Annotated in this window: 19 protein-coding genes; 4 read left to right on the forward strand and 15 right to left on the reverse strand. The window is 44.1% G+C overall.

The window, feature by feature from the left end:
• Positions 1–146: 146 nt before the first annotated feature.
• The gene (gene coaD, locus MD535_RS18865; RefSeq protein ID WP_265676621.1) at positions 147–641 is read right to left on the reverse strand and encodes a pantetheine-phosphate adenylyltransferase; all 495 of its coding nucleotides are present in this window, start codon (positions 639–641) and stop codon (positions 147–149) included.
• Between the two features lie 242 nt (positions 642–883).
• Here coaD and MD535_RS18870 point away from each other — a divergent pair, with 242 nt between their 5' ends.
• Positions 884–1,918 (forward strand): glycosyltransferase family 9 protein, encoded by a 1,035-nt coding sequence (locus MD535_RS18870; RefSeq protein ID WP_265676622.1) that lies wholly within the window; start codon positions 884–886, stop codon positions 1,916–1,918.
• A gap of 81 nt (positions 1,919–1,999) precedes the next feature.
• Here the strand turns inward: MD535_RS18870 and MD535_RS18875 are convergent, their stop codons facing one another.
• Genes MD535_RS18875 through MD535_RS18885 form a run of 3 tightly spaced genes read right to left on the reverse strand, consistent with a single transcriptional unit; the run spans position 2,000 to position 5,958 of the window.
• Entirely contained in the window at positions 2,000–3,997 is a 1,998-nt protein-coding gene (locus MD535_RS18875) for an LTA synthase family protein (RefSeq protein WP_265676623.1), read from the reverse strand.
• 48 nt (positions 3,998–4,045) lie between these two features.
• Entirely contained in the window at positions 4,046–4,849 is an 804-nt protein-coding gene (locus MD535_RS18880) for a glycosyltransferase family 2 protein (RefSeq protein WP_265676624.1), read from the reverse strand.
• A 53-nt stretch (positions 4,850–4,902) separates the two neighbouring features.
• A complete protein-coding gene (locus tag MD535_RS18885; protein WP_265676625.1) occupies positions 4,903–5,958 on the reverse strand; it encodes a glycosyltransferase family 9 protein in 1,056 nt (351 codons plus the stop codon).
• Between the two features lie 139 nt (positions 5,959–6,097).
• Here MD535_RS18885 and MD535_RS18890 point away from each other — a divergent pair, with 139 nt between their 5' ends.
• The gene (locus MD535_RS18890) at positions 6,098–6,802 is read left to right on the forward strand and encodes a 3-deoxy-D-manno-octulosonic acid kinase (protein ID WP_265676626.1); all 705 of its coding nucleotides are present in this window, start codon (positions 6,098–6,100) and stop codon (positions 6,800–6,802) included.
• 21 nt (positions 6,803–6,823) lie between these two features.
• Here MD535_RS18890 and MD535_RS18895 read toward each other — a convergent pair whose 3' ends face one another.
• The 11 genes from MD535_RS18895 to rfaD form a co-directional block, all read right to left on the reverse strand.
• Positions 6,824–8,473 (reverse strand): phosphoethanolamine transferase, encoded by a 1,650-nt coding sequence (locus MD535_RS18895; protein WP_265676627.1) that lies wholly within the window; start codon positions 8,471–8,473, stop codon positions 6,824–6,826.
• A 145-nt stretch (positions 8,474–8,618) separates the two neighbouring features.
• Entirely contained in the window at positions 8,619–9,899 is a 1,281-nt protein-coding gene (gene waaA, locus MD535_RS18900) for a lipid IV(A) 3-deoxy-D-manno-octulosonic acid transferase (RefSeq protein ID WP_265676628.1), read from the reverse strand.
• Positions 9,900–9,936: 37 nt separating this feature from the next.
• Positions 9,937–10,320 carry a GtrA family protein gene (locus MD535_RS18905; RefSeq protein ID WP_265676629.1) on the reverse strand — a complete coding sequence of 128 codons (384 nt, stop codon included), beginning with the start codon at positions 10,318–10,320 and terminating at the stop codon, positions 9,937–9,939.
• The gene (locus MD535_RS18910) at positions 10,317–11,312 is read right to left on the reverse strand and encodes a glycosyltransferase family 2 protein (RefSeq protein ID WP_265676630.1); all 996 of its coding nucleotides are present in this window, start codon (positions 11,310–11,312) and stop codon (positions 10,317–10,319) included. Before MD535_RS18910 ends, MD535_RS18905 begins: the two co-directional genes overlap by 4 nt.
• A gap of 54 nt (positions 11,313–11,366) precedes the next feature.
• On the reverse strand, positions 11,367–12,110 hold the full coding sequence (locus MD535_RS18915) for a glycosyltransferase family 25 protein (RefSeq protein WP_265676631.1): 744 nt from the start codon (positions 12,108–12,110) through the stop codon (positions 11,367–11,369).
• A gap of 193 nt (positions 12,111–12,303) precedes the next feature.
• On the reverse strand, positions 12,304–13,125 hold the full coding sequence (locus MD535_RS18920) for a galactosyltransferase-related protein (RefSeq protein ID WP_265676632.1): 822 nt from the start codon (positions 13,123–13,125) through the stop codon (positions 12,304–12,306).
• Positions 13,122–14,366: an O-antigen ligase family protein gene (locus MD535_RS18925; protein WP_265676633.1), complete on the reverse strand. Its 1,245-nt coding sequence runs from the start codon at positions 14,364–14,366 to the stop codon at positions 13,122–13,124. The genes MD535_RS18920 and MD535_RS18925 overlap by 4 nt, the downstream gene beginning before the upstream one ends.
• Entirely contained in the window at positions 14,363–15,400 is a 1,038-nt protein-coding gene (waaF, locus tag MD535_RS18930; RefSeq protein WP_265676634.1) for a lipopolysaccharide heptosyltransferase II, read from the reverse strand. The genes MD535_RS18925 and waaF overlap by 4 nt, the downstream gene beginning before the upstream one ends.
• A 2-nt stretch (positions 15,401–15,402) precedes the next feature.
• Positions 15,403–16,491 (reverse strand): glycosyltransferase family 9 protein, encoded by a 1,089-nt coding sequence (locus MD535_RS18935; protein ID WP_265676635.1) that lies wholly within the window; start codon positions 16,489–16,491, stop codon positions 15,403–15,405.
• The gene (locus MD535_RS18940) at positions 16,491–18,275 is read right to left on the reverse strand and encodes a polysaccharide deacetylase family protein (RefSeq protein ID WP_265676636.1); all 1,785 of its coding nucleotides are present in this window, start codon (positions 18,273–18,275) and stop codon (positions 16,491–16,493) included. Before MD535_RS18940 ends, MD535_RS18935 begins: the two co-directional genes overlap by 1 nt.
• Positions 18,276–18,469: 194 nt before the next feature.
• A complete protein-coding gene (gene rfaD / locus MD535_RS18945) occupies positions 18,470–19,411 on the reverse strand; it encodes an ADP-glyceromanno-heptose 6-epimerase (RefSeq protein ID WP_265676637.1) in 942 nt (313 codons plus the stop codon).
• A gap of 314 nt (positions 19,412–19,725) precedes the next feature.
• Between rfaD and MD535_RS18950 the strand changes: the two genes are divergently transcribed.
• Complete coding sequence (locus MD535_RS18950) at positions 19,726–21,078, forward strand: MBL fold metallo-hydrolase (RefSeq protein ID WP_265676640.1); 1,353 nt, start codon at positions 19,726–19,728, stop codon at positions 21,076–21,078.
• A gap of 582 nt (positions 21,079–21,660) precedes the next feature.
• On the forward strand, positions 21,661–22,872 hold the full coding sequence (manA, locus tag MD535_RS18955) for a mannose-6-phosphate isomerase, class I (protein ID WP_265676638.1): 1,212 nt from the start codon (positions 21,661–21,663) through the stop codon (positions 22,870–22,872).
• Positions 22,873–23,084: the final 212 nt, after the last annotated feature.

Consider the following 23,084-nt stretch of genomic DNA (forward strand, 5'->3'; position numbering starts at 1 on the left):
ACGGTCGGTAATTATTACCGCGGTCGCAAAGTGGTGAAGTCTCACACACTATGTTTGCTATCGTCAACAACTTGTCTGGCAAACAAAGGTTAAGTTTGGCTCAAAATGTGTCAGTTGGAAAATAGCATAGATATACATGAATTTAATCAGACCACTTTTTTCGCGTTTAGTGCGGTTTCTACCAGTTTTGGCACAAATTGACTGACGTCACCGCCGTGGATCGCGACTTCTCGTACTAAGGTTGAGGAAATAAAAGCATGCTCTTCTGCTGGAGTTAAGAACACACTCTCAAGGCCCGGCATGAGGCGGCGGTACATATTGGTGAGGCCAAATTCGTACTCAAAATCGACGGTGGTTCGCAGACCACGAATGAGGACGTTAGCTTGCTCGGTTTTAGCAAAATCCACCAGCAATCCAGAAAACCCTTTTGTAGACACGTTATCCAGATGTGCCGTTGTAGCTTGCGTAAAGTGTACGCGTTCGTCTAACGTAAACATGGTGTTTTTGCTTGGGCTGGCGGCGATGGCGATAATCACTTCATCAAACATCGTCGCGGCACGTTCGATGAGATCAAGGTGACCGTTAGTAATAGGATCAAAGGTACCAGGGTAGACCACTCGAGAAAGGCGTTTTTGTGTCACGATATCAGCTCTGTATAAGGGTTTTATTTAGTGTAACACTTTATCGCTCATTCCTTTTTATTGGCACGCGGTTTTCTTCATTGGAGAAGAGGTTTTTCATTACTGAGCATTGAACTCATAATAAATACGATAAGGGTAAGGGTAACAGTTATCATGCGCGCCACGAGTTGCTATTATTCGATAGTCAGTTGGCGTAGTACCGTTTGGTGTAATATCGCTTAGAAAATAAAAAGAGATGCTTGATGAAAAATATACTCGTGGTTCGAAATGATAAAATTGGTGACTTTATGTTGGCATGGCCAAGCTTTGCCATGCTAAAAGCATCGTTGCCCGAGTGCCGAATTACCGCTCTCGTGCCGAGTTATACCGTGGCGCTTGCCAGGGCATGCCCATGGATAGATGAAGTGATTGTGGACACAGGCCCCAAAGCCGACAAGCTTACTCAGCAATCGTTAGTCTCGACGTTAAAAACCGCCAAGTTTGACGCCTCGATCAACCTGTTCTCCACCACCTATAATGCCTTATTGGTGTGGAAGGCGAAGATCCCTTACCGTTTAGCGCCAGCCACGAAGCTAGCTCAGGTTTTTTATAACAAACGGATTAAGCAAAAGCGCTCGCAAAGCGCTAAACCGGAGTTTGAATATAACCTAGACCTTGTTCGCGCGTTCCTTATTGATATTGGTCAGCCAATTATTGAGCCTAAAGCCCCGTATTTTTCATTCTCATTGGATGCGCTGGCTAAGCAAAAAGAAAAATTATCCGAGCAGTATCTACTGAATAAAGCACGTCCGTGGCTATTTGTTCATGCAGGGAGCGGAGGTTCGGCCAACAATTTGTCTATTGAACAATACGCCGATCTTGTTGCCGGTATGACGAGGGACGTTGAAGTCGTACTTACTGCGGGACCTGGCGAAGAAGAAAAAGCCAAGCAGCTTAAACTTGCGTTAGAGCAACGAAGCATTGCCAGCGTGGTGTACGATAAAAATGAGGGTCTTATTGATTTTTCATGCTCGATTGCCTGCGCGAGTGCCTTTATTGCTGGCTCTACGGGGCCGTTACACATTGCCGCTGCCCTAGATGTCCCAACGGTAGGCTTTTTTCCTTCTAAACGTTCGGCGACACCACTGCGTTGGAAACCGATTAATTCTGAAGGGCGCCATCTCGCCTTTTGCCCACCTCAGGCACAGGACAAGTCTTCGCAGGAAGACATGTCTCGTATCGACGTGACATCACTACTGCCGACACTTAACCAATGGATTGCCAGCTACGTAAATTAGCGGTCAAGGTACAGCGCATTCAATGAAAGCACACTAAAAAATCAGCCCTCAATTGAGGGCTGATTTTGTATGACGAGTGCGCTATTGCGCTTGCTTTGCTTGCATGACGCGATAGTTAAGTTGCCATTGCAGCATCTTCACGTAATCATCCGCCTTTTTATCTATGTCCACCGGCACAGGTTGCTTTGCATTTGGATCGAGGTAGAGCCCAGATTCAGGCCACGGGTAAAAACTGCGCGGTTTCTCTAGTGACACGACACCTTTGTCTGATAACCACACCTTGGTGTTGGCACCAAATGCCAGCGTTGGATCATCGTGCTTAGCAACAATATTACGTCCACCCACATTCAAATAACGCGCATTAGACAAGCTAGCATTATAGAGCGATGGCATGATGTCTTTGTGTGAGCCAATACGGTTTGCATCAAAGGTAATGTCTAAATGCGCTTGTATCGCTTCTGGGATGTACAAATAGAAAGGGACCCCTTTATCGAGCAAGATTTCCTGTGGCATGGTCGCAGCAATACGTCGCATCTGGTGATCGCCGGTCGCAGCGATGACCGTTGGTCTTTTCGGAGACTGTTTTACGTGGCTAATGAACTGACCCAAGCTATCGGCGGAATATTGGAAAGTAGTTTGAATACCTTCTGGCGCAATCTGTCCTTGCCCGGCGCGAGTGCGATAGTCATCCGACACGTGAGTAGGATAAGGCGAGTAATAGTCAGGTGTTTCGTACGGAGGGTGATTGGTTACCGACAGCAAGATAATAAACAACGGCTGTGTTTCTTCACTGAGCAGTTTTTCTACATACTTAAAGGCCACGTCATCCGGTAGCCCCCAATCGGTCATGTACTTTTCGGCTTCAGGGTATTGCGCCAGTAGCGTATTTTGATCGACGACTCTGTCCACGCCTTGTTTGGGCAGATAGCTCATGTAATCACGCCATGCCATATTGCCCGGCGAGACAAAAATGGTCTTGTAACCCGCTTGTTTGTATGGCTGGAAGGCATTGCCTGCTAATGTTAAGTTTTGCGCTGACGACTGACTGATAGATTGAACAGGGCTACTAAACATGATTTGCGCCATCGACGGCGCGGTGCCGTTATCGGCCGACAAGAAGCGAGTAAACAAGAAGTCTTGGTTAAAGTGTTGACGCAAGCTGCCCAGCATATCGTTGGTTTTTGGGTCATCAAAGGCCAACATATTCGAGCCAAGGCTCTCCATCACCGCCAGAACCACATTTGGCTGGTTTTTCTCTAGGTATGGGTTCTCAGCGGTGTGAGTAAAGAGTTCATTACTCCCAACCACTTGTGAGAGCAATGCTTCCCCGTCTTGGAGGGACACATCAACAAATTTGGTATCTGCTTTACGCGCTTTTATCGCCCAATCTATCGCCATAAAGCCATTCGGAGTCAGCTTATTCAATACCACCAGTTCAGACACTTGTGCATTGGCTTGGCGCAGTGGAAAGGTGCCGATAGACCCGCGAGCAGCCACAAAAAACACCGTGATTGAAATGAGTCCGTAAACAACCGCAACAGGGCTAAACCAGCGCGTGACGTGTTTTGATGTGGCAGTGAGTCGGTGACTCATCCAAGCACCAAGTACGGCAACAGCAAGGGTGAGTAGGGTGCTTTGCACGATCGGGTAGTCTTGCCACATGTTCATGACAACGGCTTCGGTGTCATCTTCAAACAAACCAAAGGCAAATAAGTCGTAGTGGTTATGGTACGTTTGGTAGTAGTAATAGTTGCCGATAGTGATGGCGGTGATAATAAACACAATAACCGTGCTATACGTTATCGCGATAGGTCGGAACGCACGCCAAATGGTGCTGTGGGCTGCTAGTAGTAAACCAATCAGATATAAGGGCGCGAAGCCGATTGCGCTGACGCGAAGATCGTAGCGAAGCCCGGTCACCACCATGCGCCAAATATCAGCCGACTTGCCAGTCAGCTGGTTAGTGTCGACAAAGTAAGCGAACATCACCGCTCGACCCACACACATAATGAGGGTGACAAACAGCACCTGAAACCAAACCAGTTTGGTGAGTTGTCTAAAGTGTTTTTGATACATCATAAAATTAACGACTACTTTTTTATTCAGAGAGTTTTATTCCAGAGAACGTTATTCAGGCGAATGGTCTTTTTGAGCCACCTGTGCGGGTTGTGTACTGGTACGAACCCAAAGATCAGCGTATTTAACAAAGGTGGAGTGAGCCGACAGCAACGACAGCAAAAAACCTTGCTTGCCATCTAAGAAGCCCGCTTTAACGATGTACATTTTCACGAAGCAAGCTATGGCATGAATGATGCCTTGAGAAAGACTTGAACGCTTGCCGCGCTTTTCACGTTGTTCTGCCCACGCTTTGGCGTACCCTGCGGACTTCACCAAGTAATGGTGGATATCATCATAGGTATAATGAATTAGATCGCCCGTTAGTGTCTCTACTTTCATCGATTTATTCGTTTGCACTTTTTCATGCACCAGTGAATCATCGTATTGGGTAAGATTCGTAGGATAGAGCCTAAGAACCTTATCGGGATACCAACCACAATGCTTAATGAAGCGACCAAATACCCAGCTTAGGCGAGCAAACTGATAAATCGTCGAGGGCTGATTTTTCTCAACCGCTTGCAAAATACTTTGCTTAAGCTCTGGTGTGACTCGTTCATCCGCATCCAACCAGAAAACAAAATCAGACTCAACATGGCTTTGTGCGAGTCGTCTTTGCGGACCAAATCCTGGCCATTCATGATTAACATGAAACTTCGCGCCAAAATCATGGGCGATGGCTTCGGTATTATCTGTGCTGCCTGAGTCTAAAATAACGATTTCATCCACCCAGCCTTGCACGGTTTCAAGGCAGGCTCGCAAATGCTTGGATTCATTTTTTACAATAAGGGCAACAGCCAGTGTCGGTTTTGTCACGATATATACCTTGTTGGGCGCTACGTTGATCTAGGAGAGTGCTCCTAGTATCTTTATGCGCCGAGATTTTCTAATTTGATGACCTTATCAAACATAGCAATCACCGCTTGGGCGTCAATGCGCTGCATAGCTTGCTTGTCTTTGACTCGAGCCCGCCAATTAAGTTCGTGGCTTGCTTTGCCAGTTTCAGCTTGAATCGCTTCTTCATAAGCAGAAACCACATAATCTTGATAGTTATAAGGCCCCGTTCGCGCTGGGTTATGGTGCGCATAAAGACCAATCACCGGTGTGCCCATGGCATTCGCCATATGGGTAGGGCCAGTATCCGGGGCTATCAGTAAGTCGGCATTATCAATGAGTGCCAGCATTTGCATTAAGCTGCTTTGACCAATTAAATTCTTTACTGGTGTGGATAACGTAGATTCAATCGCTTTGCCAAGTTCTACCTCGATGCTCGCGGGGCTACCAGCAAGCGTCACGCTCCAACCAAGTTTGGCCGCGTGTTCAATCACCGCCACATAGCCCTCAGCGGTCCAGTTCTTATAGCCTTTACTTGCCGCAGGGACGATAAGCAAATTTCGCTCGCTGGCAAGTTGCTGCTTCGCCCAAGTCAGATCGTCACTTGAATAATGCAATCTCCACTTGGCTTGAGTGGTTGGTATACCTAACGTTTCAGTGAACGCCATTAAGCCATCAAGGACATGCATTTTGGCTGGCGAGGGCACGTTAACATTGGTAAACAGCCCCTGAAAATCTTGCGCACGCTCGCCATCAAAGCCCAGTTTATACTTCGCGTTGATTCCCAGCGTGGCAATACTCGCACGAAAGGCGTACTGCATGTGTAACAGTGCGTCAAAGTGATGGTGTCTGAGTTGCTTCCAAAGTGCTCGGTAGCCTTGCCAGCCTGCTTTCTTATCGAAAACCACGACCTCGATGCCTTCGATACTTTTTAGCAATTGCGCTTCAAGTTTACCCGTTACCCAAGTGATTTTAGTCTCAGGCCAATGGTGTTGAATTGCCTGTACGGCTGCGATGGTGTTACAGACATCACCAATAGCAGAAAGCCTTAAAATACACACAGAGTGAGGAGCAGAATCGAAAAGTGCCATAAATACACAACGCCAGAAACAGATGTAAAGATTATGCAGGGGGGCGGTTTGAATGTAAAATCAGAAACAGTGGAAAAATAGAAAAGATGGTGCTGGGTCCTTGGTCCTTGGTCCTAGTTCCTAGGGGTAGGACTTAAGCGTGAAAACAGTGAACAGTAACAACACCACCTATTGGTTTGATGAGGTTTTATTGCAAGAGCCGATAGAGCAAGTGTTTGCAGCGGATTTTTGGCAATCACAAGGTAAGGTGATCGGCAGTGCGCAAGGGCGTGGAACCACATGGTTTGTGCAAACCCAAACCGGTGAAGCGGCGCTTAGACACTATCGCCGTGGTGGACTGTTTGGAAAGCTGGTGAAAGACCAGTATTGGTTTACAGGCTGGGAGAAAACCCGCAGTTTCCAAGAGTTTCATCTGCTCAATACCTTAAGAGAAGCGGGTGTCAATGTACCCAAACCGATTGCGGCGAGAGCGGTCAAGGTAGGGCCTTACTATCGAGCTGACTTATTGAGTGAAAAAATTGCCAATGCCCGCGATCTTGTCGCCATCTTACAAGACAAACCGTTACCGAAAGAGATGTACCAAAAAATTGGTGCGGAAATTCGTAAAATGCACGACGCGCAAGTGAACCATACTGATTTGAACATTCACAATATCTTGATTGATGATCAAGATAAAGTTTGGATTATTGATTTTGATAAGTGTTTTAAACTGCGTGGACAGGAATGGAAAAAAGGCAATCTTGAACGTTTGCAGCGCTCATTTGAAAAGGAGGTCGTTCGAAGAAATATTCATTTTACAGAGTTTGACTTTAGAGCTTTGGAAAGGGCGACACTCGAGAGTTAAGTGTCGCCATACTGAAAGTGTTTACTCGTAGACTAGTTCAGAGCTTTCGTTATCTTTCTCTTGTTTGATGTGTAAAAAACCATTGTCACCAGTAAGACGAGAGCCTGCTATGTAACCGCTCTTACAACCATTGTTATTGGGGTAACTAAAACCCATTATCTCAGCAAGGTAATGAGAGAGTTGAATCTGGAATACAGACTTACATTGACCGAGCTGAGTCTGAGCTAGTTTTATGATGTCAGGTACGCCAGATGACAGATAAATCGGCACGGTATAGTTAGAACGTTGTAGAAAATTACCATGCCCCGCCGTATTTTTAGTGACATATTGACCGTGGTCAGAGGTCATTAGTAATGCCCAGCTTGGAGAGTCGTGATCGACGATATATTGCTGTATTTGTCTTATTAAATCGTCAGTGTAATGCACACTATTCATATATTCAGCATAATCTGTCTCACTACCAAAAGGTTTATAATCATCCGGAGTTCTATCGGCATAAGGCATGTGTGAGCCAGTTTGATGAAGGACGATGAGATTTTTTTTATTTAAATCGACTTTTTTCAACCAGTTCATGAGTTCCATGTCTAAGACACCTTGATAACTGTTGTTTGTTAGACTGAACGAATCATCATAGTTGTCAACCCATTGCAACCCGACGAGGGACATTAGGCTTAAGCCGTAATTAGCTTGGGTAGAATAGAAATGGGTGGTATATCCATTTTCTTTTGCTAAACGGAATAAATTAGAATTCCCACTCCCAATCTGTTTGACCCCATTGGGTTTGGCAACAGAGTTAAAGAAAAAAGGGAGGCTAACATCAGTAAAAAGGCCGCCAGAGAATCCTTCCGCAAAAAAGGTATTCGATAGACTCTTCTGCTCGTCCAGCCAAGGTGTTGTTGTTTCAGGGTAATCAAAAGCACTCATATATTTTGAAGATAAACTTTCTCCCATGATTACCACAATATTATCGGCTAAGCCATTTGAGGTCTTGGCTGGTGAAGGGCTAGAGAAAGGCTTTACTTTTGAGTGACCTAAAAGCTCTTCCGGTACTGTGCGGGAGGTGAAAAACCCCCATGTATAAAAAGTGTTTTTAATCGTTGAGTGATACATAGCAGGAAGTCTACCTAATGTGTTGGTAGAGTTAATAGTTTGTCTTATTGGATAAAATAGAACAACGGCTACTGCTATAATGCTCACCCAATGAGACTTTTTAGGGATGTTTTTTCTTGTCCATACAAGGGAAAAAAAGCTAATGAACACTAACGTAAGAGCGAAAATTGTGACTCCCATAGTTTTTACTGCATCGCGTCCGGAAACTATAACTTCTAAGAACTTTTCAAAGAGTAGCCAAAGTTTGATAGGGGTGATGAAGTACCCGTAGTTCGATATACTAAAAAATTGTATGGCATATCCAAGCACTAAAAAAATAGTGAGTATAAGCGCAGCTACTAAAGAGCGTGCATATGAGATGAGTAGACCAAAGACGAGTGAAAAAATAGGAATCCAGTAGGGCTCACCGATGGGAACAACGTCATAACGGGCTCTTACGATTACCTCTGCTAGAAGTATTACGATCCCTATTAGTAGCGAGCGAGCACTGGTACTTACAAGCGTTCCCTTTAGAATCCATTGGTAAGATTTTGATAAGTAATTGGTAATTGAGGTTGGCATTAAGTGGTTTTTCCTAAGGGAAATCTATGGATTACGGTGTATGAATAAGCCTAGGACGCTGTCATTAAGTGAAAAATGTCAAGTAAGGCTTATAATTCTGCTAGCCAGTAAGTTTAGCAGAAATGAAACTATAGAGTATGTAGTTTCATTTAATGATAATTGCATTTAACATTAATAATGTATTTTCCAATGTTCCGCGATTCACAGCAACGGTATGAATCGCACCATCTGTCATCTCTTTTATTACCTCTTTGTTACTCCAGATACTAGAAAGGCAATGTTCAAGCTCCTGGCTGCTTTGACAAATCATGGTGGCGTTATTTTTGAGTAATAGGTGAGTGACTTCAGTGAAGTTGTAATAGCTCGGCCCTGTTATACTTGGTATCCCAACAGCAGCAGGCTCTAGTAGGTTATGACCACCGACTTTTGTGCCTACAAGGCTTCCTCCCATGAAGCAAATATCACTAGCAACTAAGTAGGCAATCATTTCTCCCATGGTGTTGCCTAAGAACACTTGAGTGTGTTCAGGCAGCGCTTTGGTTATATTGGTTTTCTGCTCGACCGTCAGTCCTTTTGTTTGACAGAGCTGAAAAACAGACTCAAAACGTTCAGGGTGTCTTGGAACGATAATGAGTAACGCATTAGGCATCGTTTTTATCAGTTGTTGGTGTGCTTCTAGTGCGATTTCTTCTTCACCATTATGGGTGCTTGCGGCTATCCAAACGGGTCGGTTTTGTCCCAAAATATTTCTAAGTTGATTGCCGAGTTTTCTATCTTCGTCATTAATTGTAATGTCGAACTTAATGGACCCCGAAACAGAAATGATATTGGAGTTGATACCCAACTTGGTGAATCGGTCCGCATCCTCTTGGTACTGGCAAGCTATGTGGGTTAAATGCTGTGTCGTCATTTCAAAAATGGGTTTGAAACGAAGGTAGCGAAGGTATGAGCGTTCGGATAAGCGAGCATTAATAACGACGATGGGGATTTGAAATTTAGCGACAGTAGTAAGTGTATTCGGCCATAATTCAGTTTCCATGATGACTAGTAGCGTAGGCTTAATTGTGCGGACAAAGCGATGTACTGCAAAGCCAAAGTCTAATGGCATATAGCGGTGAGTGGCTATATCAGACAATTTATCGGCTTGTTCTGCACCTGTTGGTGTCGTAGTGGTTACAACGATCGCTTTATCAGGGTTTTGAGCCGCATAACGTCGAATGAGGGGGGTTGCAGCAATGACCTCACCAACAGAAACAGTATGAAACCAAACGACCTCTTTTGACGTGTTATTAAGAGGAGGAGTGATACCAAAGTGCTCTTTCCAGCGATGACCCACGTTGGGCTTTCCAGGTTTACTCTTGAATAAATTAACCAGAAAAAATGGAGCAACAATCAGAAGTAATAGTGTATAAATTATACGCAGCATATTTATTATCTTTAAGTAAGAGAGCCTGTACACGGACCTACTCTGAAAAGGTCCAAAGTTTGTGAATAATGTAGGTGATAACAGGAAGAATAAGCACAACTACGATTACTCGAATATAACTATTTAGATCGGAAATGAGCTCGCTGAGTCCTTGAGCTAGCATCAATGATCCAAACTGTACAACAAAGAAGCGAGTAGCATTACTCCAATTTACGTTTTGCTTAAACACGAGAAGTGTTTGAGATAAATAGGAGAAAATGAAGGCTAAGCAAAACCCAATCACATTGGCAAAAAAAACACTGTCTTGGATAAAGTGTAAGTACAAGAATGCGACAACTATATGAATAGCCGTCGCAATGCCTCCAGATAGCGCAAATCGAACAATACGATATTCTAAGAGTCGTTCAAGTGTAACCATCATGAATGGGCAGACTCATCACTGGAAGAGGTATCAGTTTGTGTCACGCGATAGCTATCTTCTTCAATGATATACGTTGGTCGACGTTTTGATTCCATATAAAGACGGCCAATGTATTCGCCCATCACGCCAATACCTATCAGTTGAACGCCGCCTAAAAAGAGTATGACGGTAATCAAAGATGCGTAACCAGGTGAGTCAATACCATAGATCAGAGTTTTGATTATGGTCGCGCTGCCGTAAATAAAAGACAGCGCGGAGATAAATCCGCCAACATATAGCCAAATGCGCAGCGGCGCGGTACTAAAGCTAGTGATGCCGTCGAGTGCGAAGTTCCAAAGCTTCCAACCATTAAAGCTGGTTTCTCCGGCTTTCCTCGCTTCTCGTTTGTATTCAACCACGGCAGTTTTAAAGCCTACCCATGAGAAAATACCTTTCATGAATCGTTGGTTTTCTGGGAGTAATTGGATAGCGTCTACAACGCGGCGATTAATCAACCTAAAGTCGCCAACATTCTCAGGAATTTCAACCTGAGCGACGGCGTTGTGGAATTTGTAGAATAGCTCAGCAGTGAGCTTTTTAGCCCAAGAGTCTGAACTACGGTCGGTACGCTTAGCCACAACTACATCATAGCCATTCTCCCATTCTCTTAGAAAGTCATGGATAAGTTCTGGTGGATCTTGCAAATCAGCATCAATAGGAATAATGACGTCCCCTAATGCGAGATCTAAACCAGCAGTCATCGCGGCTTCTTTACCAAAGTTACGAGATAAATTGACGGTGCGTATGGGGGAGTATTCTTGTTGCAGCTGCTTCATCGTGGTGAGCGTATTATCTCTGCTACCATCATTGATCAGTAATATTTCGTAGTCATACTTAGTACTATCAAGAACATCAGTAATTCTTGATATAAAAACCGAGAGGACTTCTTGCTCGTTGTAGCATGGACAAACAATAGAAATAGTTGGTTTTGGATGGACTTGTTCAACTAACATGGGCATGCCTTCGCAAGGTTAAATTAAAACTGTACAGATTTTTATAGTAAGTGTTTATAGATGTTTATCTTTTTTTAATTGATTGGCAAACCGTTGGTTGCTAATCGACGAGCACACAAAACGATAAAATCGGTTGAGCTCTCTTGTGAGCTTGAAGTAAATAGGAACACGTTGTTTCGGCTCAAGTTGAATATAAGTTCCCATGTCGTGCAATGCCGTTATAGCTGGCGGGGATAGGTTAAAAGAGTGCATGTTATGTATATAGTTTTCAGAAATGTAATTATCCACAGCGCAAAGCCATTGGTCTGATTTCGATAGCAGCTTACTTGCTCCTTGTGGAGTTAGTACATATCCTGTGGTTCCGCAGGAGTTATCAAAAAGAAAGCGACGTTCAAATCCAGCGACCTCATCTTTAGTTACCCATTTGCAACTGCGCTTTTCAAGCCTTAAATAGTCTAAATCAGCTATGAGCAAATCGATATTGTCGATAGCATCACAAAAGTGTTCGGTAGGACTAAAGTCATCTTCTAATATTACTATAGACTCATTGAGTTGTAAGCACTTCTCCCAGAGTAAGTAGTGGCTAGCGAAACAGCCTTTTTCTCCAGCAGAAAGAGGGCGACTCCGATAGATTGTTCTATATTTGTCATTTACTTTTTCAGCTAATCGGGGTGGCAATCCATCCTTGCCATTAACGGCATCAAAAAATTCGAAATGATAGCCGGACATTTTGAAAATCTGGCTGACTCTTTCTCGACGTTCCGTAGAATGTAACAAGCTTACTACAAATATTTTCATTACTTATTGTTACTCATGATTGAATAGCACTTGATAATTTTAGTTTCGAGTTTAGTTGAAGTGCACTAGGAAAATAATCAACAGTGTTTGCCGTTTAGACAAGACCGATGGCAAATCGTTCATGACGGGATGTTTTTGCCATCGTATTTAACGCTTCTTAGTATCGCAAATGCTGTACATCTCTCGGTAAAACTCAACCCAAGAGAGCTTGTATTTTCTTTATACCATTCGCACAGACTACTTTACCTTCAGATTTTTTCTTAGTATACATTTCGTGAGCTTCTGGAGCTTGTTGTTTTTCTTTATGGTATAGATGGAAAAGCGCACAGCGACCTAAAACTGTTTCGGTCTTAAGCCCTGTTAACTTTAGGCGTCGTACTAAGTCGGTTTCTTCCATACCATAGCCTTCAAAGTCTTCATCAAAACCGTTTACCTGAAGTAAGGATTGAGTTGGGACCGCCAAGTTTGCTCCGATGGCGCCTCGAGTTTTTTTGTTCCACACACTGCAAATAAAACTGGGGAATCGGATGCCCATTTCGGGACGTTTTAGATTCTTTTTAAGTGATTGTAGCGCCAACCAAAACGGATTTTCTAATTGTCTAAAAGAAGTGAATTGGGTTCTAAGCCCGAAACTAGCACGTTCGTAGAGGTCTACTCGTCGCCCAAACAGCATGCTTGTTGGGTTGAGGCGAGCACGATAGTCAGCTATGAAATATCTGGAAGGAATGCAATCATTATCCGTCATTATAATAAAGTCTGCTTTGGATGAAGCAATAGCGTGGTTTAATGCCATTGCTCGCCTATATCCACAATCATCTTGCCATAAATAACGAATATTGAGTCCGAGTGAGCTATAGATACCAACGAGAGCTTTGACCTCAGGTCCAGAACCATCATCGGTTATGCATAAAGAAAAATCCGTATCGTTCTGACGCAGGTAGCCATCAAAAACAAGTCGCATGTCGCGGACATTGTTATATGCTGCCATGATTACTTCTACGCTTTTTTCAGTCATTTTTCTTCCTTAAAATCAAGGCTTGTTACTGAGGTGTTGGGCCAAGTCAAAATCAGAGTGAGCATAAACAGAAAGATAGCTGTTTGAAACTCTAAATTATTACTATAAACCAAGCCAATACCTAAATAGGTGCTAATGAGGGTAAGGCCGGCCCAGGCCCGTTTGTTGCCGTGCTTAATCGCAGTGACAAGAGAGGAAATGATAAACATAATCATGGTTAAGTAGCTAACAGAGTAAATTAGCCCCATTCGCACAAAGTTATCGATATAGTGATTGTGAAAATCACTTAGTGACATTTGATTACTAACACTTCTTTGCATCTCTTCAATTGAACCGACAGAGTTTAAGTACTCGGTGTAGAGGGGCTTAAGCTGAGAGTCTCCGGTTCCAAATAGAAAAATCCCTAGGTGTTCTTGTAGATTGAATATACTGAACTCAATGCCATTATGCCACATTAGAAGGCGAGCATTATTGGAATGGTTACTGCTTGAGGAAATGCTAGTAATACGCTCGTATAACGCCCCAAATGTTGAAGAATCTTTCATTAAGATAAGTACAGCAATCCCGACAATAAGGCTTCCTATAAATAGTCTGTGACTTTGAAATGCTAAAAAGAGCAATAAACTAACGACCAAGAAGAGTAATGGTCCTCTAGAGCCAGAAGCTAATAACGCGACGAATGCCACAAGAGAAAGCATAGTGACCCCTGCTCTTTGATGAGCGTTCATATTTCCTTTGAAGTATACCAATGGTATTAATATAGCGATTAGATATGCGATTATCTCACTCCAGCGACCAATATCCCAGAAGCTTTGCACTCGGCCATCGGGACGTGCTTGATCGGTGAGGTACAGGTAGGCGCTATAACTGAAAGCAATTAACGCCCCAATGAGCAACGCTTTAAACGCCTTACTATGGTGGCGTTCTACCATCGGGATTAAAAAAGGAAGCAGAAGAAAGAAGGCGCCTTTTCTTGCAAACCATGCCAGATCTTGCATCCCAACTGGGTAGACTATTGTGACAACGATGCCCAGTATATACATACCAAAGCATAGGTAAGATAATCTTCGAAGGTTTTTGATGTCAGAAAGTAAAGGTTGCTTGCTTAGAGCACCTGTAATTGCTGTTAATAGAATTAAGGCAAAGGCGATATTCATACCAGCTTTCGAAACGAATAACGTTAAGAATGTAAAGGCCACTGTGAAAGCGGTTATTCGGTTATACGTGGCGTTAGTAATCATGATTGACTCTTTAGTATCGAGATAACTGTATTTGGCGATAATTGTTTTAAGCAGTTCATATGCCCTAAAGGACACTCTCGCTTAAAGCACGGGCGGCAGTCAATATCCGTGTTAACGATCTGAACGTTGTCACTAAGAGGCGGAGTATAGTCAGGCGAGCTCGATCCATAAATGGCGATAATTTTACAGTCAACGGCTGCTGAAACATGCATTAAACCAGAATCGTTGCTAATCACGGTATCACACGCCGCAAGTAAGTCTACTGCCTCGGTTAGCGAGGTATTACCGGCAAGGTTAAAGCAATGTTGTTGAGCCTCAACGGTTAGACTCTTTCTTATTTTTTCCGTGACTTCTCTATCTTTGGTTGAACCAAATAGCCAAACTTGTTGGCCACTATCGATAATGTACTGCGCCACTTCGGCGTAATATTGATCAGGCCAACGTTTTGCTGGTCCAAACTCAGCCCCAGGGCACATGCCTATTGCTGTGCGACCTGTTGTAAATTGAGTTGTCAGCTGAAACTTATCAAGTGCCTGTTGTTGAATGCTACGATCAATCGAAAGCTGAGGGCGAGGACACGTCGCTAGCGATACTTCATCAAGCATTTTATCGCGTTGTGATGCAAGTGCCACAAAGCGTTCCACATAATATTGGAAAATACGTTTGTTGGGGCGCAAGTCATTTAACAGACCATAGCGCATCTCACCTTTCCAACCGATACGTTTAGGAATACCCGCAAACAAAGGGATCAACGCAGATTTAGCGGAGTTTGGCAGCACGTAAGCGTGGGTATAACCTTCTTTTTTGAGGCTGCGGCCAATTTTCCAGCGCCCTCTTAAGTCAAAAGCCCCGTGGCCAATCGGCATTTCAATAGCGTTATTTACTTCCGGCATGCGTTGTAGAATAGGTTTGCACCATGCCGGAGCTAACACGTCTATTGTCGCGGTTGGGTTGCGATGCTTTAGCTCGGTATAAAGGCTTTGTGACATGACCATATCACCGACCCAAGAGGGGCCTATTACGAGAATTTTCATAGTTAAATATCTTTATTCTTAAGAATGAGCTGGGCCAACTTTTGTTCTACGTCTAGCCAATTTAGGGCATTAATATCGGGAACCGCGCAATGCGTTGCCATGCTGGTAATAGCCAAATCTGAGTTAGGATGCCACTGATTAAAATTTGCTGGGTCTGGATTATAAAATGCAAGCTGTGGAACGCGTAATCCAGACGCCATATGAACAATAGCGGTATCCACCGTGATCACAAATTTAGCCGCCGCAATGAGGCTTGCAACATCAAATATCGTTTTGCTGACATTATAGTGAATGGCGTCTAATTGGTGCTCTTTAATCATTTGTTCTGTTTGTTCAAACGTGTCAGGTGCTGAAATCAACACAATGGATAGCTCAGGGCAGTCCTGTTTGACTAGCGTGACCAGTTTTTCCACGGAATGTGCATTGAGCTTACGTGCATTACCACTACCGTAGGCATTGATAACACAAAACCCCAGCAAGGAATGAGTGTTAATAAATGCCTGGGCGCAGTGTGTAGAGCTTTCTGTTTGTGGAATGATGTAGTGGTGTGGATTGGCAGGAACATCAATTTCCCCCAATAGTGCCCCAAAGCGTTCTGCAAAGTGAAGCGCTTGTGTAGCAGCTCCGAGCTTGATATCGACAGCGTTGAGCGAGTCATCTAGTCCTGCGATGTGTTTCGCTTTACATTGGTTAAGAAAAAATAGGTCTTTCATTTTAAGATTAAGGTTAAGTGAAACTAATAAATCACACTCTCCAACCTCAATACATGCCTTGGTTATTTCTTTGTAGCTTGGTCTCTTTTTAAGCTCAATAACGGAGTCTGCGCCAAGGTGATTTAAGAATAAATCACGCATATTTGGCGCCGTGACGACCGTTAATTTAACATTGGGGTAGTGGACTTTGATGTCCTTAAAAATAAAGGACGACACGAAAGCATCGCCAAATTTGGCATCGGTTCGTAAAAAAACAATATGCTGCAATTGTTCTTTATCAATAGGCTGAGAAGTTCTATGCCTATCGAATAGCATTATGCCCAGTTTACGGCGAACCTGGTCGCGGAGTAGTTGTAATCGAGAGATGAGTGCTCTCATTATCGTTTCACCTTTCTAAATAAATAATTACCACGCACCTTGCGCCACAATCCCAACACATCGGTTCTTGGAAAAATCGCAATGCGGCGAATTTGATACGGGTCTTCATGAAAACGCAATGACCCAGAATTGGTCGCTACGGCGTATTGATAGCCCACCTCTTTAGCGATATTTTTTGACGCCTGATTGTGTTCACCAAACGGGTAAGCGAATGACGTTAGCGGCTTACCTAGTAAAGCTTCAAGTGTTTGCTTGTTCTCAAGAATTTCTGCTCGCTGCGCGTCATCGCTGAGCGTGTCCAATTTAGGGTGCGTTAGAGTATGCCCGCCAATTTCAATATGTGGTGAGGCAGCGAGCAGCTTCACTTGCTGGGTATTCATCAGCGGCACGGATTTTTCTGGGTTGTTTGGGTTCTCTACATCCCATCGGTTGAAGGTTTCCCCAGTCACCACATAAACTACCGCTTTAAAGCCGTATTTTTCCAGCATCGGCAGCATGAGATCTAGGTTATCGGCGTAGCCGTCATCGACCGTAATCATGATGTAGCGCTTTCCCGCTTCTAAGCGGCGGATAAGTCGACCATCTTGCAAGTCTTCAAACGTCAGGCTGTCAAAGCCCATGCGTTTGAGCAGCTTAAGGTGCTTTTCAAACATATCAATGTGCAGGTAAGTGCCATGCACACCTTTGCCACTGTCATCGCTAATAAAGCGGTGGTACATGATGACCGGCATTTCACGGCGCAGTGTATCGACATAGACATCTTGATAGATGCGCTCGATTTGGTCGACGATTTTGGTGAGCGTGTAATTGTCACGAATGATGTTGCTGGTAGTTTCGTCACAATGTGGCGTTGATAAGCCTTGCTTGACCATGCTTGGAATGGCCGAAAAATCAATATCCAGATCTTGTGGGCCAATATCCCCAAAATTGCTCGCCATCGCGTCGGCGACATTGTTTGAATCGACAATACCCACACACTGCGCTTCACCAATTGCCAAAGTAGGGCGACCGCACAGCAAAGACTCCATCGCCACACGACCGGCTCCAATGACTAAGTCGGCTTCGCTGAGCATTTTTGGCACATCATGGGTATAGCCAGTGAATGTGACACGCTCTTTAAATTTTTTAAAGCGAGGTTCAAACGCAGAGCCTGACACCACTTGCACCTGATAGCGTTCCAAATCCAAGCATTCATCTAATAGGCGATAACACAATTCACCTTTTGGTCCCGTTAATCGCCCGACAATGGTAATCACAGGCTTAGCTTGCACAGACTTCGCATTTACAGGGGCAGGACACCATTGAAAACGCTCAGTCTCAATGCCATTTCGGCTGACTTCCATCTGCTCTAAAGGCACATTAAGGTCATTGGCTAATTGGTCACGAATCGCTTCGCAAACCGGTAGCGCTTTATTGCCCATCGCATGAAACTTTTTACGCGACGCATGCACAGGCTGACGGCCATGAACCGTGGTCACCATAGGCGTACCAGTGAGCTTGCACGCCACATGACAGCTCCAGCTAGAGGCGCGCGAATGGGCATGCACCAATTGGATATTGTGCTTTTTGATAAGGTAAATCAGATACCCCACGTGCCAGAAGCGACGTGGCACACTGCGTTTATTAAAGCGCAGTGAGAAAAACGGACCATCATGAGGTTTGGTTAGCGTGTCAGACACATAAAACACATTATGACCTCGGGCGGTTAATTCATTGCCAACCGTCGTGGCGTAGACTTCCGCTCCCGTGACTTCGAGCTGGGAGAGGGCCATAAGAATGTTCATGGTGGTATCCTTAAAACTAAAAGTGGACCTAGGGAAGAGCGGTTCCTAGGCCCTAGGTGGTGCTTGTGGTGAATATACGGAAAACCGTTGGTTGTCGTTGACCGGTGTCGTCTTTAAAACACAATCCTGCAGGACCAAGGACCAAGGACCAAGGACCAAGGACCAAGGACCAAGGACCAAGGACCAAGGACCCATTAACTATTCACAATAGCCAAATACTCCGCCACACCTTCCGCAACCGTCTTAAACTCAACATCGCAGCCAGCGGCGCGCAGTTTGGTTAAATCCGCTTGGGTGTATTCTTGGTAAGCGCCTTTCAAATGGTCAGGGAATGGAATGGTTTCAATCTCGCCTTTACCGTGGTGCTTAATGACCGCTTCAGCGACCACTTCAAAGCTTTCCGCATTGCCGGTTCCGCAATTAAAAATACCAGACACACCGTTTTCCAAGAACCATAGGTTCACTTTTGCCACATCGCCAACGTAGATGAAGTCACGGATAAACTGCTCGCTACCTGCAAACAATTTAGGGTTCTCACCGGCATTCATTTGGTTATTAAGGTGGAACGCAACCGACGCCATGCTGCCTTTGTGCTGCTCGCGTGGGCCGTAAACATTGAAGTAACGGAAACCGGTAATTTGCGACAGTTTTTCACCGTGCGCTTCTGCATCTGCAGTTAAGCGGCGAACGTAGTTATCAAACTGCTGCTTTGAATAGCCATAAACGTTTAATGCGCCTTCGTATTCACGCTCTTCTTTAAAAATGGTTGTCTCGCCGTAAGTCGCCGCAGAAGAGGCGTACAAGAACGGGATTTCACGCTCTAAACAGAAGTGAAGCAGCTCTTTTGAGTACTCGTAGTTGTTGAGCATGACATATTTGCCATCCCACTCGGTTGTTGCAGAGCAAGCACCTTCATGGAATACCGCTTCGATAGGACCAAAGTCATCGCCAGCCATGACCTGAGTCAGGAAGTCATCACGATCCATATAGTCGGTAATGTCTAGATCAACTAAGTTCTTAAACTTACGACCATTTTTAAGGTTGTCTACCACTAGGATGTCGTTTAAGCCCGCTGCGTTTAGCGCTTTGATAATGTTGCTGCCAATCATGCCAGCACCGCCAGTTACGATGATCATAAAACTCTTCCAATTGAATAGGATAATTAATTCGAGTATATAAGATTTGAGCCAGTGTGCCTAGATTGTGGTGTGCTAGCTATCGAGTCTAAATAGGACGTAAGACATCGTATCGTTGGCTAAGCAGCTTAGTCTTGAAATTTAAACCTTGGTCTGAGCGTATGTCACAGACAATGCTTATGCCGATACAACCAGCAAGTATGGCTAAAGTATGAACAATGGCGATACAGCAAAACGAATCGAAGGAAGGCGGTTGACGGTGAGAAAGCGGCAGGTTAGCTCTAGTGTATAATCAAACGCAATGGTGAGTAATGATGCAGCTAACCAATCAAGTTTACGTTCGCCACCATGGTGGCAAACATGCAGTCACCGGCTCATGCCATGAGTTAGTGATCAACGGGGGCGCGATTTTAATCGATTGTGGTTTATTCCAAGGGGCGGAGTCACAACAGCAAGATCTTAAAGTGTCTTTTCGATGTCAACAGATTAGGGCGCTGGTGTTAACCCATGCACATATTGATCATATAGGCAGGCTGCCTTGGTTGCTTGCTGCTGGGTTTAAAGGCCCCATTTACTGTACCCACGCGACAGCGTATTTGGTGCCGCTAATGTTAGATGATGGCTTAAGGCTACAGCTAGGCTTAAATCGCCAGCAACGAGCCCGTATTTTAGAACGCATCCAAAAGCAATTATGCCCAGTGGATTACGCGCAGTGGATTCCGATAAAAAACCCGAAACAACGTTACTTTACTTACGTTAGGTTTAATCCAGCAGGGCATATATTGGGGAGCGCTTATGTGGAATGTAAGCTGCCTAAGGGAGAAGTTGCCGTGTTCTCGGGGGATTTAGGTCCCAGTGACACGCCTTTACTTCCCGACCCTGTGCCACCCAAACGGGCTGACTACTTATTTTTAGAATCGACTTATGGTAGTAAACACCATGAAAGTATAAAAGATCGTGGTGAGCGTTTGAGTGCCATAATGAATCGCAGTTTAACCAATGGTGGTGCGATTATTGTGCCTGCATTTAGTGTGGGACGAACGCAAGAGCTGTTGTTTGATATTGAGTCGTTGTTACATCAGCAAACGCTTGAAAGTAGATTACCCATTATTATTGATTCGCCAATGGCGGCGAAGGTCACCCAAGCGTATAGGCACTATAGAAAACTGTGGGCGCAGGAAGCGAGGCAGAAACACCAACAGGGGCGTCACCCTTTAAACTTTGCACAATGCATTATTATTGATAGCCACCAAGAGCACAAACGAGTAGTAAACCGCTTAGTATCAACAGGAGAGCCCGCCATTGTGGTCTCGGCCTCGGGGATGTGCCAAGGGGGACGTGTGATGAATTACTTAAAAGCGCTATTGCCCGATAAGCGAACCGATGTTCTTTTCTGTGGCTATCAAGCTAATGGAACATTGGGGCGCAATATTCAGCAGAGGGAAAATGTGGTGTGGATTGATGAAGAACCGGTTGAAGTAGCAGCAAACATCCACTCAATATCCGGATATTCAGCACACGCTGATCAAAGTGACTTAACGAAATTTATTGCAGGGTGTGGGCAACATCTAAAGCAGCTTCATTTGATTCATGGCGAACAGCACAGTAAAGAAAGCTTTGCTGCTTACCTGAAGACTAAGTACCCAGATCTGGAGATTGTCGTTTAAAAGGAAAAAAGGCAATATCAAAATGAGAAACGAATGTTTACTTGCTATGCATGGCGCGTCGCCTTAGAAGTGGCTGGATGAATGGTTTCCGGTGTTTTATTTTTCCAGTAAATGTCAGGGTTTTGTAAATTTGACTCACTTCAAAATTTACGGAGGATGGAAGATGACAGTGGGAGTTTCTCTTTCTTTTTTTTTTGTTTTAATTAACAATGGCGGCTAAATGGAAGTGAGTTGTGGAAAAGAGCATACAAATGCCGCCCACAGCAAAGGAAAACTCAAGAGATAAAGCGGGCTTAGATGGATGATAGCTTTAGAACTTGAAATGAATCAGTTGAAGTAGCATTACCCTCCTCGTCTTTTCTTTTTCGGTAAATAGACTTTATTATTTAGTATAGCTAAAGCATAGCGGTCTCGCGGTCTCGCGGTCTCTTAAGATTTCCTATATAATTACCAGAAATTATAACTGTACTGTTAAATCTTGTATATTTTTATGGCTTAATTATAGCATTTGGGAGCTTGACCTAAGGGCGGTAGCGTACCTACTTTTGACTGGTTAGAGACTCAAGGCTGAGTGTGTTTGTAATGAAAGTGAACCCTAATATTAGTTCGGAACAGTTTTTCTATCCGATGGAAAACGTGATTCAAAATTTTGTATGGGGCAGCACGTCCTCCTTTAATCGATTATTTGATATCGCAAATCCCTTAAGTGAACCTCAGGCTGAAATATGGATGGGCGCGCACCCCAATGGCTGTTCTCGAGTTATAGTTGGTGAGTCGAAGGTATTACTCTCAACACTAATTGATTCTGACAAAAGACGGTTCTTGTCTGAGTCTACCGACAAAGCTTTTGGAGAGCTCCCCTATCTGTTTAAAGTACTCGCGGCTGAGAGTGCATTATCTGTTCAAGTTCATCCTAGTAAGGAGGAGGCTGAACAAGGTTTTGATAAAGAAGAAAAGTTAAAAATTTCGCTCTCGGCCAGTTATCGTAACTACAGGGATGTGAATCATAAACCCGAATTGGTTTATGCTTTAACACCCTATCAAGCAATGAATGGCTTTCGTTCGACATCAGAGATTGTTCAGTTGTTTTCAAGTGTGGGCATAATGCACTTAAGCTCAATAGTAGAGCGCTTAAGATGCGACCCATCTTCTGAAGGGCTAAAAGCGTTTTTTGTTGAGGTGTTATCGCTTGAAGGTGACAAAAAGAATTGTGTTATAGATGAACTATTATCGGTAGCAAAAGAGAAATCAAATCAGGAGTTGTTTTCACTCATCCTTACGTTATCAGAGCAGTACCCTGGCGATATTGGACTGCTCACGCCTTTGATACTCAATGTGTTAACACTTCAACCTGGGGAAGCCATGTATTTGGATGCCAGAACGCCACACGCGTATTTGAAAGGAACTGCGTTAGAAGTTATGGCGAATTCTGATAATGTGTTACGGGCAGGCTTAACACCGAAACATATTGATGTTAAAGAGCTCGCACGGTGTACATTGTTTGAAGAGAAAAGTGCTGATGAGTTAAAGCTCGCGCCAATAGAAGACAATGGAAATATCACCTATTCTGTTCCGGTACCAGACTTCAAATTTTCAGTATATTTGAAACCATCAAGTGAACTTGTTCGCCCAATAAGCGCAGAGATTCTATTGCCCTTAGATGATGAGCTCGAAATATCTCATAGTAGCGGCGAAGTGGTAACACTAAATAAAGGACAATCGGTGTTCATTCCAGCCTATGTGGATGAATATGTTTTAAGTTCTAAAGGGCGTGTCGCGAAAGCGCATTGTTAGCAGCACAAAATCTCATCACAGGGCAAGATCATGAAAACCCGTTATGGAATAAGGGTTCGGGCGTGATGAGCTAATGACTCAAAATAGCGTGAATCACTCAAAATAACAACTTAATAAGCGATCAGGGAAACCGCATGAAGGTCGTTGATATATAAGGGCTTCGGAGTGCTAAAGATTTGTTGTTAATGCCTCGTTAATCTCAGTTTTTAAAT

Source organism: Vibrio qingdaonensis (genome assembly GCF_026191675.1).
GTDB classification, from domain to species: domain Bacteria; phylum Pseudomonadota; class Gammaproteobacteria; order Enterobacterales; family Vibrionaceae; genus Vibrio; species Vibrio qingdaonensis.